13 protein-coding genes are annotated in these 12,506 nt (G+C 64.1%); 9 read left to right on the top strand and 4 right to left on the bottom strand.

The features are described 5' to 3' along the window. Positions 1-8: 8 nt before the first annotated feature. Positions 9-776 (bottom strand): SDR family NAD(P)-dependent oxidoreductase, encoded by a 768-nt coding sequence (locus NKI01_RS04085; protein ID WP_352480998.1) that lies wholly within the window; start codon positions 774-776, stop codon positions 9-11. Positions 777-1,044: 268 nt separating this feature from the next. On the opposite strand from NKI01_RS04085, the gene NKI01_RS04080 reads away from it, so the two are divergent. Then, entirely contained in the window at positions 1,045-1,200 is a 156-nt protein-coding gene (locus NKI01_RS04080; RefSeq protein ID WP_352961954.1) for a hypothetical protein, read from the top strand. A 131-nt stretch (positions 1,201-1,331) separates the two neighbouring features. Beyond that, positions 1,332-2,297 carry an LLM class flavin-dependent oxidoreductase gene (locus tag NKI01_RS04075; RefSeq protein ID WP_352814958.1) on the top strand — a complete coding sequence of 322 codons (966 nt, stop codon included), beginning with the start codon at positions 1,332-1,334 and terminating at the stop codon, positions 2,295-2,297. A gap of 34 nt (positions 2,298-2,331) precedes the next feature. Here the strand turns inward: NKI01_RS04075 and NKI01_RS04070 are convergent, their stop codons facing one another. Genes NKI01_RS04070 through NKI01_RS04060 form a run of 3 tightly spaced genes read right to left on the bottom strand, consistent with a single transcriptional unit; the run spans position 2,332 to position 5,235 of the window. After that, positions 2,332-3,282 carry a dihydrodipicolinate synthase family protein gene (locus NKI01_RS04070; protein ID WP_280940428.1) on the bottom strand — a complete coding sequence of 317 codons (951 nt, stop codon included), beginning with the start codon at positions 3,280-3,282 and terminating at the stop codon, positions 2,332-2,334. Beyond that, on the bottom strand, positions 3,272-4,267 hold the full coding sequence (locus NKI01_RS04065) for a Gfo/Idh/MocA family protein (RefSeq protein ID WP_352917781.1): 996 nt from the start codon (positions 4,265-4,267) through the stop codon (positions 3,272-3,274). Before NKI01_RS04065 ends, NKI01_RS04070 begins: the two co-directional genes overlap by 11 nt. Further along, a complete protein-coding gene (locus NKI01_RS04060; protein WP_352917780.1) occupies positions 4,264-5,235 on the bottom strand; it encodes a Gfo/Idh/MocA family protein in 972 nt (323 codons plus the stop codon). The genes NKI01_RS04065 and NKI01_RS04060 overlap by 4 nt, the downstream gene beginning before the upstream one ends. Before the next feature lie 97 nt (positions 5,236-5,332). On the opposite strand from NKI01_RS04060, the gene NKI01_RS04055 reads away from it, so the two are divergent. The 7 genes from NKI01_RS04055 (at position 5,333) to NKI01_RS04025 (ending at position 12,498) form a co-directional block, all read left to right on the top strand. Continuing rightward, on the top strand, positions 5,333-6,046 hold the full coding sequence (locus NKI01_RS04055; protein ID WP_031194640.1) for a FadR/GntR family transcriptional regulator: 714 nt from the start codon (positions 5,333-5,335) through the stop codon (positions 6,044-6,046). Positions 6,047-6,078: 32 nt separating this feature from the next. Then, the gene (locus tag NKI01_RS04050) at positions 6,079-7,659 is read left to right on the top strand and encodes an ABC transporter substrate-binding protein (protein ID WP_352917779.1); all 1,581 of its coding nucleotides are present in this window, start codon (positions 6,079-6,081) and stop codon (positions 7,657-7,659) included. Between the two features lie 66 nt (positions 7,660-7,725). Beyond that, a complete protein-coding gene (locus NKI01_RS04045; protein WP_352480994.1) occupies positions 7,726-8,685 on the top strand; it encodes an ABC transporter permease in 960 nt (319 codons plus the stop codon). Next, positions 8,682-9,587 (top strand): ABC transporter permease, encoded by a 906-nt coding sequence (locus tag NKI01_RS04040; protein WP_502896308.1) that lies wholly within the window; start codon positions 8,682-8,684, stop codon positions 9,585-9,587. The genes NKI01_RS04045 and NKI01_RS04040 overlap by 4 nt, the downstream gene beginning before the upstream one ends. A gap of 18 nt (positions 9,588-9,605) precedes the next feature. Then, positions 9,606-10,523, top strand: coding sequence for a dihydrodipicolinate synthase family protein (locus NKI01_RS04035; protein ID WP_352917778.1), 918 nt, complete (start codon positions 9,606-9,608; stop codon positions 10,521-10,523). Next, the gene (locus tag NKI01_RS04030; RefSeq protein ID WP_352917815.1) at positions 10,520-11,530 is read left to right on the top strand and encodes an ABC transporter ATP-binding protein; all 1,011 of its coding nucleotides are present in this window, start codon (positions 10,520-10,522) and stop codon (positions 11,528-11,530) included. Before NKI01_RS04035 ends, NKI01_RS04030 begins: the two co-directional genes overlap by 4 nt. After that, positions 11,530-12,498 (top strand): ABC transporter ATP-binding protein, encoded by a 969-nt coding sequence (locus tag NKI01_RS04025; protein ID WP_352961950.1) that lies wholly within the window; start codon positions 11,530-11,532, stop codon positions 12,496-12,498. Before NKI01_RS04030 ends, NKI01_RS04025 begins: the two co-directional genes overlap by 1 nt. The last annotated feature ends 8 nt before the right edge of the window (positions 12,499-12,506 follow it).

Here is a 12,506-nt window from a genome sequence, read left to right as displayed (position 1 = left end):
GCCGTCCTTCACATCGCGGTAAAGCCGTTATCCACGAACAGATGGGCGCCGTTGACGAAGCTGGCCTCGTCGCTGGCCAGGAACAGGGCTGCCCTCGCCACCTCTTCCGGCTCGCCGATCCGCCCCTGCTGCGCCGCCATTGCCGCGTCTGAGACATCGACGCCGAGTTTGTCGAGATCGGCGACCTCGCGCAGGCCATGCGGCGTCCTGATGAAGCCGGGGCAGACCGCATTGCAGCGGACGTTGCGGTCGCGGAATTCGACGGCAATGGCACGCGCGAACATGTGGCAGGCACCCTTGGTGGTGTCGTAAAGCACCTCCATCGGCGTCGCCGCCACCGCCGAGATCGACGAGGTGCAGACGATGGAACCGCCGCCGGCGGCGATCATGCCGGGCAGCACGGCGCGCGTCATCAGGAACATCGAACGCACATTGACGGCATGCAGCCAGTCCCATTCCTGCAGCGTGGTCTCCAGGAAGGGTTTGATGACGATGGTGCCGGCATGGTTGAACAGAACCGTGACCGGGCCGAATTTTTCCATCACGCCCTTCACCGCCGCTTCGACCTGCCGCTCGTCCGATACGTCGGCGACCCAGTGCTCGGCGACCTGGCCGCGTTGCCTGATTGCCGCTGCGGTGGCAGCCGCCGCTTCGCCGTTGCGGTCGATGATCGCCACCTTGGCGCCCTCCGCCGCGAAAAGCTCCGAGGCCGCACCGCCCATTCCCGTCGCGCCGCCCGAAATGATGGCGACCTTGCCGGCCAGTCTTGTACCCATGTTTTGCTCCCTGCTGCCTTGCCGTGACGTCGCGGCTTTCCGCTCAAGCAGCGATGCTATCCCGCATCCATTGGATGGCCAAGGAGCCACAGACACATGGACCGGACGTTTTCTGCCGTCACCCCGGCACGCCTCAAAAAGGCAGCGCTAAGCAGTAAAAGCACTAATTTGTCTAGCAGTTGGAGAAAATTGTTCTAAAGATCGCGCGAAAATAGCACTCGACAAAGTCTACTGATTTTATAGATTAAGCGCCGAGACGGAGGTCGATATGTCCTATAGCCAGAACGCTCAGACTGCCCGCAGAGGCCAAAGGCTGAGTTCCGACCAGGTATGGCGGCCGGCCTACGCCGGCGCTTTCGCTTATCTCGTCTTTGCCCTTGCGTTCGTATTCACCGGGGCAGTGGTACTGGGGCTGATCCCCTGATTTGTAAAGGCTCTGATCGTCGAGACTTGCTCGGGATAGCGGCCTGCCGTTTGCAGAAATTCCGGAGTTGAATGAACCGAATGCCGGTGCGCTTTCGCGCGCCCTGATTCAACGTGATGGAGGAGATGGCAATGCCGATCGAGTTCACGCATGTTCCCGGTAAGATCCACGCTGCCGACGCCAGCTTTTTCTACGACTTTGTCGAGACCGCGACGAAGCTGTCACTGATCGAGGATGCCGGATTCCAGAAGATCGTCATCGACGACCAGGCCGGGCTGCTGACCAATATGGACCTTGCCGCCCAGACGCTGGACCGGACCTCCTCCCTCGAGGTCGTGCTCACGCATTGGGCGGGCGTGATCGAACCAACCGTGGCGGCGCGGCAGCTCGCTGCCCTCGACGCGAGAAGCCGTGGCCGGCTGTCGCTCAGGATGCTCAGCGAGCCGCTGAGCGACGACGATGCCGAGGCACGTCCGGCCGGCCATACGGTGGTCTGGCAACGCATCGACGAATATCTGGTGCTACTGAAGCGGTTGTGGTCGAACGACAGGCCGTTCGACCATGAAGGCGCCTTTTACAGCGTCAACGGCGGCTATGTGCCGCGCAAGGGGCCGCATGGTGCCGACGTGACCATCCGCATGGGCGGACAGTCGGGCACGGCGCTCAGGGTCGCGGGCAGGCATGCGGATGTGTTCGAGCTGGCGCCCGGCTCGCTTGCAGAAATCCGACAGTCAATGGAGCGCGTACGCGGCGCTGCCGCCGAACACGGTCGGGCCGGCAAGCTGCGTTTCGCGCTTCCCGTCCGAATCCGTTCGGAAGACCGAATCCGTTCGGAAGATAAGCCGGCCGCTTCCTGCCAGAAGGCGCTCGAACTTGCCGGGCCGCCGGCGCAGGTCGCGCTGTCGCTGCTTTCCTACGCCGCTTTGGGGATCAAGGAGTTCATGATCGTCGGCGTCGACAGGCCGCGCGAGATTGCGACTGCCGGCCGCGAGGCGATCGCACTGCTGCGCAACTCGCTGGCGCGGCGCGAGGCCGATATCCCTCAGCCGGGGGCGTTTGCGTCCCGTGCGACACAGGGCGCGAGAGCCGGCTGCTGAAGAGCCGCCGTCGTCCCGCGCCTTGCTGACGGGTCTACCACCATTCCGGGAAAGCCGCGTGAGCGGCCCTGGCCAGCGTCGGGATTTCCTGATCGGGAACGGAGCTGTAGGGCCAGAGCAGTCGCGGGCCGAGTGGCGCCCAGCCGCCGGCCGCCGCCATCGCCTTGTCGAGCGCTGCATCGCTGACATTGTAACGGGTGCGAAACGGTAGGACATGTGCGGCGAGGAAGGCCTGTATGCGGGCCTCGACCTCGGCAGCGGCGGCCATGTCGGTGCGGATCATCTGCCACCACTGTACCGCACCCTTCGGGTTGAGGCAGGCAACGTTGGAATAGCTGCCATGGGCTCCCCCAGCATAGCCTGTCGCCAGCGTGTGGCCGGGGACGAAGACGGAGAATCCGTCCAGTTTGTGGCGCATATCGGCATACCAGTCGGCGTCACCGCCCGGCAGTTTGGCGCCGACCAGCGACGGCACGGCCGCGCGCAGCCGGGCGATGCCTTCGAGTGTCAGGCGACGCTTGGCGTGCGGCGGGTTGTAGAGCACCAGCGGCGTTTCGGGCGCGGCCTCGCAGAGGCGGCCGACAAAACGCATGACCTCGTCGTCGCTGGGCGGCCACCAGTCGGGCAGTGTGAATTGCACCGCCGCCGGGCCAAACGCCGAGACCCGCGTCAGCCGCTCCAGTGCGACGCGCGGATTGGACTGGCTGATGCCGATCTGGAAAGGAAGGCGCGCGCCGCCGGCTGTTGCGGCGACCAGCCCACAAAGCCGGTCGAATTCGGGCTCGGTCTGGCAATGGAATTCGCAGGCCGTGCCATTGGAATAGACGCCGTCGACGCCTGACGCGCAAAGCCGCGCGATCGTCTCTTCCGTCGCCTGCCAGTCGATCGCTCCGCGATCGTCGATGGCCAGCATCACCGCGCCCCAGACGCCGCGCGGTGCGTGTGCGGGCAAGCGGGCCAGATGGTCGTCGAGGTCAGCGTGCACCGGCGATCTCGTGTTCGTGGCGGGTTTCGTTCGACGCGAAGGCAGCCTCGATAATGCCGATGATCTTGCGTGCATAGAGACCGTCGACCGGCACCGGCGTGTCGTCGGCAATGGCATCGCGCATCGCGCTCCATTCGCGCACCAGCGCGTTGTGCATCCAGTTCGGTTCGAATGAACCGGGCAACTCGGTCCAGACCGTATCGCGTCCAAGCATCGTGCCGCGATCCATGTCGATGCGCAGCGTTCCCTGCTCGCAGACCAGATCCATGGCGTAGGTGGTAGCGCCGGTGCGATAGCCGATGCTCTGCACCTGGCCGATGCCGCCGCCGGCGAAGCGCAGCCCAAGCAAGGCGCTGTCGTCTGCTTCCTGGTCATGGAACTTGGCGCCGAGCATGCCGCTCACCGACACGACATCGTCATCCATCAGCCAGACCAGGCGGTCGAGCGCGTGGATGCCGGCCGTCAACAGCATGCCGCCGCCGGTCGACTTGCGCAGATGCCAGTCGCGGCGATTGTGCTCCATCCATAGCTTGATGATCCAGCTCGATCCGATGAGCGGCCGGCCGAGCTCTCCTTGCTCCAGCTTCTGCCTGGCTGCCATGCAGGGCAGGGCGAAATGCATGAGATGGGCGACCATCAGCTTGACGCCGCTATCGGTTACGGCGGCGTTGATCGCGTCGCAGGCAGCCGCCGTCGGCGCCATCGGCTTTTCGAGCAGGATGTGCTTGCCGGCGTTTGCTGCGCCGATGGCCATTTCGGCATGGAGATGGTGCGGGGTGGCAATGAGGACCGCGTCGACCTCCTTGTCGTCCAGCAGCTTGCGCCAATCAGTGTAGCCGCGGCCGCCATATTCGGCGGTGAAGCGCTGCAGCGCATCGGCATTTCCACGAGAGGCGGCGACGAGACGAATCCCTCCAACCTCACGGATTGCCCGCGCATGGGCTGCGCCGAAATCGCCGGCGCCGATAATTCCTATTCCAATCATGATCCTGCCTTTTCATAAGCGGCGTCGATCAGAGACATCGCCGCAACATAATCCTCGATGGACACCGGCGGAGGCGCCTTTCTGGCCAGCCGGTCAAGCGTATCGCGCATGAACAGACGATAGCGCGTTGCCGGCAGTTCGACCGGCAAATCGGCAACGGCCGCATCGTCGAGCGTTGCGCAGGTGGCATGGTCGCCATGATCGATGAGGGTGGCATTGGCACTGACGATACGCCACTCGAAGTCACCGCCGGGGCGCATCGAGGCAAAGGTGTAACCGGCCTCGACGATGAACACCGCGCCGGCCTCGTCTTCCAGCACCAGCAGCGCATGGTCCTCGACCGGGCCGGGATGAATGCGGTTCGCGATCGAAACGCTTTTCAGGCCGAGCTTGCCGGTTGCGAGGCTGAGTGCCGCGTCGACGCCGTGTATGCCAAGATTCCTCAACGCACCCCCGCCGCCAACCGCCGGATCGACGACCCAGGCGACACCGTCGGCGATGTAGCGTTGCGGCGGGCCGTTGACCAGCCGGAACTGGCAATGCGCCACCGGCCCGGCGCGACCTTGCCGGCGCAGCCGTTCAAAGCCGGCAACGGCCGGCCCGAAACGGTTGGGCAGGGGAACAGCGACAAAAGCCTGGTGCTGCCTGGCAAGCTCGCACAGCGCCATCAGTTCCCTCGTATGGCTGGCCGCCGGCTTCTCCAGGATCAGCGGTATCCCTGCCGCGATGATCGCGCGTGCCCGCGCCGGCACCATCGAAGGGTGCCCCATCAACAGGATCGCATCCGGCGGGCTGGAGAGTATCTCCGTGAAATCTTCGATGAACGGCAGGTCATGACGCGCGGCGAACCCATGCGCTTGGCCAGGATCCTCGTCCCAGATGCCGGCGATCTCCGCACCGTAAAAGCGTGCGGCGTCGAGGTGCATTTCGGCGTGCCAGTGGCTCGAGCCGGCGAGGGTAATCTTCATTCGAAGGCAGCAGGTTTGTTATGGGCTTGCAGGATATCCTACAAGTAGCTATACGACAAGCGGGCAGGCTAATCCGGCGGATGATGAAAGCAGTGGGATGGCGGAACTGAAGTCGATCGAACCGTTGAGCAGACCGCCGCTTCTTCACGTCACCGTGCAGGAAAGCCTTAGGGCCTATATCGAAAGCAACCAGCTCAAGGCAGGCGATCCCTTGCCGCCGGAAACGTTCCTGGCGCAGCGGCTCGGCGTCGGCCGCAACTCCGTGCGGGAAGCCATCAAGGCGCTGGAATCGATCGGCATCCTGGAGACGCGGCGCGGCATCGGCGTCTTCGTCAAGGAGTTCTCGTTCAAGCCGCTGCTGGATAACCTGGCATACGGCTTGCAGGATTCGCTGCGCGATGTCGAAGAGCTGCGCGAAATCCGCCGCGTGCTGGAAACCGGCCTCATCGCCAAGACGATCGAGATGATCAGTGCCGAGGATATCGAGGCGCTGCGCCAGTTGACCGAGCGCATGCGGCAACGTGCCGAGCGCCATGAGAGCTTCGCCGAAGAGGACCAGCAATTCCACCAGCTGCTGTTCCGCTGCCAGAACAATCACATGCTGAGCGCACTGATCGACATCTTCTGGACGGCGTTCGACAAGGCCTCGAATTTCACCAATCTCGATAATCCGACGCCGCTGGCGACATGGCGCGACCATCACGAGATCGTCGAGGCTGTCGCCGCCAAGGATGTCGACCAGGCGCGTCGGCGGCTCGACGACCATTACCGGGGGATCCAGCAGGTTATCGCCAAAAACCGAGCAAGCTGAAGAACAACCTGAATATGCCAAGGGAGGAAACCATGCGCATCAGGACCATCGCATTCTCAGTCGCCGGGCTGCTGCTCGCCAGCATTGCCCCATTGACCAATGTCCAGGCACAAAGCGCCAAGACCATTGCGGGCGGCTTCGACGTCGGCCCGGGCGGTTTTCCCAAGAACTTCAACCCGCTGGTCGCGACCGGCGGCTACACCTGGCTCAGCACCTATTTCGAACCGCTGGTCATCTTCAATGCCGGGCTGACCGAGATCGAAGGCGACCTCGCCAAGAACTACAAGATCAGCGACGACCAGCTGAGCTATACGTTCAACCTGGTCAACGAGACCTGGCATGACGGCAAACCGTTCACCTCGAAGGACGTCAAGTTCACCCTCGAGCTTGCCAAGAACAAGGCCTCCGGCAGCCTGTTTGCCGCCCGCCTCGCCAACATCGCCTCGGTCGATGCACCGGATGACCACACCGCAGTGGTGAAGCTATCGAAACCGAACGGCTCGTTTCTATCCATCCTCTCGCAGCTAATGATCCTGCCGGAGCATGCCCTGGCCGCTCTGCCGCCGGAATCACTGGCGACAAGCACCTGGTGGTCGACCGCTCCGGTGGGCACCGGCCCGTTCAAGTTCAAGCGCTACGTGACCGACCAATATGTCGAACTGGCAGCCGATGACGACTATCGCAGCGGCAAGCCGAAGGTAGACGTGCTCATCAACCGCTATTTCGAGTCGCCGGCGGCGGCCGTCGCCGCGCTCCGCGCCGGCGAGATCCAGTTCACCTATGTCGAGCCCGACGATGCGGCATCCTTCAAGAGCGACAGCAATTTCAAGGTGATCGAAGGTGCCTCGTACGTGGTCAACTATATCGGCCTGAACCAGAAGGTCGACCTGTTTAGGGATATCCGTGTCCGCCAGGCGATTATGTATGCGATCGATCGCAACGCCATCATCGACAGCCTCTACGGCGGTGCCGCCAAGCCAGCCAATTGCGGCTATGTCGCGCCGCATCTCGTTCCGGCAGACCTCGAACCCTATGCCTACGATCCGGCAAAGGCCAAGGCGCTGCTGACCGAGGCGGGCTGGGACAAGATCAATGGCGACAAGCCGATCACCTTGCTGACCTATTACGGCTCGCCGCAAGCCGCCAATGTGATGGCCGCTGTCCAGTCGATGCTGGCCGAGGTCGGCATCAATGTGGTGCCGCGCGTCGTCGATACGCCGACCTACAATGGCATCGTCTACAAGCAAGGCACGCCGGACTGGAATGCATTTCCGATGGTTTATGCCGGCCTGCAGAACGGCCCCAACCCGGCCGGCCTCAATCCCGGCCTCAACAAGTCGCAGATTCCGCCGGCAGGCTTCAACACCATGCGCATCGAGTTCGACGACCTGAGCACCGCGTTGGACGCCGCGCTCGGCCAAACCGATCCGGCCAAGCTCGATCAATCCTGGCAGGAGGTCTGCAAGGTCATGAACAAGGAGCTACCCTGGGCGACGTTGTGGGTGGCCAACCGCTATGGCGTGGCCTCCAACAAGCTGCGTGACTTCGTCTGGACGCCGGCGCCGGGCGGCGGTCCTTATGCAGCTCACCCCGAGCGCTGGGACATCCAGTAAGAACTCCGCAACCAAGCGAGCAGGCGGAACCACTTTGGCGCCGCCTGCCACGGCCACGGAAAGCCCATGTTGAGCTTCATCGCCCGCCGCAGCGCCACAGGACTGCTGATGCTGGTCGCGCTCAGCGTCCTCATCTTCATCCTGCTGCGGCTGGCGCCGGGCGATCCGATCGACGCCTATATCAACCCGTCGGTCCCCATGTCGGCTTCCGACCTCGAGGGCCTGCGCGAACGGCTCGGGCTCGATCGGCCGCTTCCCGTGCAATATCTCGCCTGGCTGCGCGCGGCGCTGAGCGGTGACTTCGGCTATTCGATCCAGCGCAGCGGCGTTGCCGTGCTGCCACTGGTCATGGAACGCATCGGCCCGACGGCGCTGCTGATGGGCACGGGCCTGGCGATCGCCATCGTGCTCGGCATTTCCGCCGGCATTTTCAGCGCGGTGCGCCGTAACGAACCGTCCGACATCGCGCTGTCGGTGCTGTCGTTTATCGGTATCTCCAGCCCGGCTTTCCTGACGGCGCTGCTCGGTCTCTATTTCTTCTCAGTGCTGCTGCGCTGGGCGCCGTCCGGCGGCATGCAGACGGCCGGCGCGCCGTTCTCGATGACGGATGTGCTAGCGCACCTCATCCTGCCCGCTTGCCTGCTATCGATCGGCCATGCCGCGCTGATCATGCGCTACATGCGCGCTTCGCTGCTGGAAGTGCTCAACCAGGACTACGTGCGGACGGCGCGCGCCAAGGGCGTGCGCGAGTTCTGGGTGATCATCAAGCACGCCACCCGCAATGCGCTCTTGCCGGTCATTACCCTGATCGGCTCGACCGTCGGCATCGCCGTCGGCGGCGCCATCTTCCTGGAAAGCGTGTTCAACTGGCCGGGCATGGGACTGCTTCTGGTCAACGCCGTCGGCACCCGCGATTACCCGGTGATCATGGGCGCTACCCTGGTGATCGGCGTTTGCGTCATCCTGGTCAACCTCTTGACCGACGTCGTCTATGCCGTCGTCGACCCGCGCATTCAGGTGGCATGATGGCAATCACCGCGCCAGATCCTACAGTTGACCCGACAGCCGTGCCGCAAACCAAAGGCCCGCTTCGCCGCGCGTTCGACCGCTTTTTTGAAAACCGAGCGGCACGCGCCGGGCTTTTGATCGTCATCCCGATCCTGTTGGCGGTTTCGACCTATCCTCTGTGGTGGCCGTTCGGCCCGAACGCCATCGACCTCAGGGCGATGAACAAGGCGCCGTCCGCCATTCATTGGCTGGGCAGCGATGGCGTTGGGCGTGATGTCATGGCACGGTTGCTGCAAGGCGGGCGGATCTCACTGCTGGTTGCCATCTGTTCGGTTGCCATCTCGACCGTCATCGGCTTCCTGATCGGCGCCGTCGCCAGCTTTGGCGGGCGTCTCGTCGACGGAACGGTGATGCGCCTGGTCGATCTGGCGATGACGCTGCCGCCGGTGATCTTCCTGCTGGTGCTGGCTTCGATTGCCGGCACCGGCATCGCCCCGACCATCCTGGTGATCTCGCTGCTCTCCTGGCCAGTGCTGTCGCGCATGGTGCGCGCCCGGCTGCTCGAACTGCGCGAGCGCGATTTCGTCGTTGCGGCCCGGGGCATGGGCGCGGGGCTGCCGCATCTGCTGTTCCGGCATGGCCTGCCCAACTGCATCGATATCCTGGTCGTCTACGCCACCTTGCAGATCGCCAACGCTATCCTGCTCGAGGCCGGCCTGTCCTTTCTCGGCCTGGGCATCGCACCGCCAGAAGCCAGCTGGGGCAACATGCTCAATCTCGCCCGCTCCACCGTCGTGCTGGAAAATTACCCCTGGCAATGGATGTTCCCGGGCGCCGCACTGGTGCTCACCGTGCTCGCCATCAATTTCATCGGCGACGGCTTGCGCGATGCATTCGATCCTCGCTCCGATCTCAACTGACCTCAAAGGTTCATCAAAATGCCCCTGTTTACCGGCGTCGTGCCACCTGTCGTCACCCCGCTCAATGCCGATTTCAGCATCGACTTTCCCTCGTTCACCCGCACCATCGAGAACCTGCTCGACGGCGGTGTCCACGGGCTGTTCGTGCTCGGCTCGACCAGCGAGGTGGTCTTCCACGACGAGGCGGGCCGCAGGGCCATCCTCGAGCACGCGGTCAGGGTCAATAACGGCCGGGTTCCGATCTTCGCTGGGGTCATCGACCCGACGACCGATCGTGTGATCAATCACGCCCGCATCGCCAGATCGGCCGGCGTCGACGCCATCGTCGTCACCGCGCCGTTTTATACCCGCACCAGCCAGCCGGAGATCGGCGACCACTTCCGCTATATCAAGGATGCGATCGACATTCCCGTCATCGCCTACGACATCCCGGTCTGCGTTCACATCAAGCTGGAGCGCAAGACCACGGTCGGCCTCGCCCGGGAAGGCGCCATCGCGGGCATCAAGGATTCCAGCGGCGATGACGGCAATCTGCGTTACGTGCTCAAGGATATGGCCGATGACCCGGGGTTCTTCGGCATGACCGGCTCCGAGATCCTGGTCGACAGCGTGCTGGCCATGGGTGCGCATGGCGTCGTGCCGGGCCTCGCCAATGTCGACCCGCATGGCTATGTCAGGCTGTGGAAGCTGATGCAGGCCGGCCAGCATGCCGAAGCCCGGCTAGAGCAGGAGCGGCTGTTAAAGCTGTTCGAGATCGTCTGGATCTCGCTCGGCAGGACAAGCGCCGGCTCGGCCGGCGTCGGCGCCTTCAAGGCAGCGATGAAGAGCCTCGGCATCATCGCCTCGAACACCATGGCGCGGCCGCAGCGCAGCCTGAACGAGGAGGAAACCGCGAAGATCGACATGATCCTTCGCGACGTGGGGCTGCTCCGCTGAGTGTCGCGCCGATCCTCTCGATTTCCGGCCTGCGCGCGGTGTTCCGCATTGCGGGGCGCGACATCGCGGCGGTAACGGATGTCGACCTGACGATCGGCTCCGGCGAGACGGTGGCGCTCGTCGGCGAATCCGGGTCCGGCAAATCCGTCACCAGCCTGTCGATCATCGGCCTGTTGCCGAAAAGGGTCGGGCATATCGCCGAGGGTTCGATCGCGCTGCGGCGCAAGAACGGCACGGTCACCGAGCTGACCAGCCTCGATGCCGAGTCGCTGCGCAAGATACGCGGCAACGAGATCGGCATGGTGTTCCAGGAGCCGATGGCCAGCCTCAACCCGGTCTACACGATCGGCGAGCAGATTGCCGAGCCGATCCGCATCCATCTCGGCAAATCGCATCGCGAGGCAGAAGCAGACGCGGTGCGGCTGCTGGAGCAGGTCGGCATTCCCGATCCGAAGCGGCGGGCGCGACAGTATCCGCACGAGCTGTCGGGCGGGATGCGCCAGCGCGCCACTATCGCCATGGCCCTGTCCTGCGATCCAGGCTTGCTGATCGCCGATGAGCCGACAACCGCGCTGGACGTCACAATCCAGGCCCAGATTCTCGATCTTTTGGCCGAGCTGCAGGCGCAGCGCGGCATGGGCATCCTGTTCGTCACTCACAATCTCGGCGTCGTCGCCGAAATTGCCGACCGGGTAGCGGTGATGTATGCCGGGCGTATCGTCGAAACAGGCCCGGTGAGCGAAGTGTTCACCCGCCCGCGTCATCCCTATACGGCGGGGTTGATGCGCTCGGTGCCGCGGCTCGGCGAGGCCACGGCGCTGAAGATGGCGGGGACGCCGCTGCCGACCATTGCCGGAAATGTTCCGTCGCTCGCCTTGCTGCCCAAGGGCTGTTCCTTCGCGCCGCGCTGCCCGATGGCTATCACTGCCTGCCGCGCCGCGGTGCCGCCACTATTTGCGGCGACGCCGACCCAGCAAAGCCGCTGCCTGCGCTGGGAGGAGCTCTGATGGACGGCGCCCCCTTCCTATCGGTCAAAAACCTGACCAAGCATTTTGCGCCGACCGCGTTTTCGCGCGGCCCCATCGTCAGGGCACTGGAGGATATTTCGTTCGAGGTCAGGCGTGGTCAGGTGGTCGGGCTGGTCGGCGAATCCGGCTCCGGCAAGACCACGATCGGCCGCTCGGTGCTGCGTCTGATCGAGCCGACATCCGGCCAGATCAGCTATGGCGGCACCGACATCACCAGGCTGGGTGCCGCCCAGTTGCGCCGCCAGCGCCGCAAGATGCAGTATATTTTCCAGGATCCCTTCGCCAGCCTGTCGCCGCGCATGACCATCGGGCAGATCCTCACCGAAGGCTTGGACATTCAAGGCATTGGCAGGAAATCCGAGCGGCGGGCGAAGGCCGAGAAGGCACTTGCCGCGGTCGAGTTGCCGGTCGACGCCTATGATCGCTACGCCCATGAATTCTCGGGCGGCCAGCGCCAGCGCATCGGCATCGCCCGGGCGCTGACGCTCGAGCCGGAATTCATTGTCGCCGACGAGCCGGTCTCGGCGCTCGACGTCTCGATCCAGGCCCAAATCATCAATTTGTTGCGCGATCTGCAGCTCCGGCTTGGGCTGACCATGCTGTTCATTTCGCACGATCTGGCCGTGGTCGAGTACATCTGCGACACGGTCATCGTGCTCTATCTCGGGCGCATCATGGAGGTTGCGCCGGCGGCCGAGCTCTATGCCCGGCCGCAGCATCCCTATACGCGCGCGCTGCTGTCGGCCATTCCGTCGCTCGATCCGTTGGCCAGGCAAGACCGGCAGGTGCTCAAGGGCGATATTCCCAGCCCGGCAAACCCGCCGTCGGGCTGTGTTTTCCGGACCCGTTGCCCGTTTGCGCTGGAGGCTTGCGCCGGGGCTATGCCGCCGCTGAGGGCGACAGCCGAGGGTCATCTGAAGGCCTGCATCCGCGACGACATCGCTTAGGTTTTTTG

This window comes from Mesorhizobium sp. M0815, assembly GCF_040319995.1.
GTDB lineage: Bacteria > Pseudomonadota > Alphaproteobacteria > Rhizobiales > Rhizobiaceae > Mesorhizobium.
Note: the sequence above shows the minus strand (reverse complement) of the source record. Positions and strands in the feature narration are given on the sequence as shown.

Excerpts from the sequence above, each read along its gene's own strand:
- NKI01_RS04025 (WP_352961950.1), top strand. The coding sequence starts at position 11,530 with ATGGACGGCGCCCCCTTCCTATCGGTCAAAAACCTGACCAAGCATTTT.
- NKI01_RS04060 (WP_352917780.1), bottom strand. The coding sequence starts at position 5,235 with ATGAAGATTACCCTCGCCGGCTCGAGCCACTGGCACGCCGAAATGCAC.
- NKI01_RS04040 (WP_502896308.1), top strand. The coding sequence starts at position 8,682 with ATGATGGCAATCACCGCGCCAGATCCTACAGTTGACCCGACAGCCGTG.
- NKI01_RS04080 (WP_352961954.1), top strand. The coding sequence starts at position 1,045 with ATGTCCTATAGCCAGAACGCTCAGACTGCCCGCAGAGGCCAAAGGCTG.
- NKI01_RS04085 (WP_352480998.1), bottom strand. The coding sequence starts at position 776 with ATGGGTACAAGACTGGCCGGCAAGGTCGCCATCATTTCGGGCGGCGCG.
- NKI01_RS04045 (WP_352480994.1), top strand. The coding sequence starts at position 7,726 with ATGTTGAGCTTCATCGCCCGCCGCAGCGCCACAGGACTGCTGATGCTG.
- NKI01_RS04075 (WP_352814958.1), top strand. The coding sequence starts at position 1,332 with ATGCCGATCGAGTTCACGCATGTTCCCGGTAAGATCCACGCTGCCGAC.
- NKI01_RS04065 (WP_352917781.1), bottom strand. The coding sequence starts at position 4,267 with ATGATTGGAATAGGAATTATCGGCGCCGGCGATTTCGGCGCAGCCCAT.
- NKI01_RS04050 (WP_352917779.1), top strand. The coding sequence starts at position 6,079 with ATGCGCATCAGGACCATCGCATTCTCAGTCGCCGGGCTGCTGCTCGCC.
- NKI01_RS04035 (WP_352917778.1), top strand. The coding sequence starts at position 9,606 with ATGCCCCTGTTTACCGGCGTCGTGCCACCTGTCGTCACCCCGCTCAAT.
- NKI01_RS04055 (WP_031194640.1), top strand. The coding sequence starts at position 5,333 with ATGGCGGAACTGAAGTCGATCGAACCGTTGAGCAGACCGCCGCTTCTT.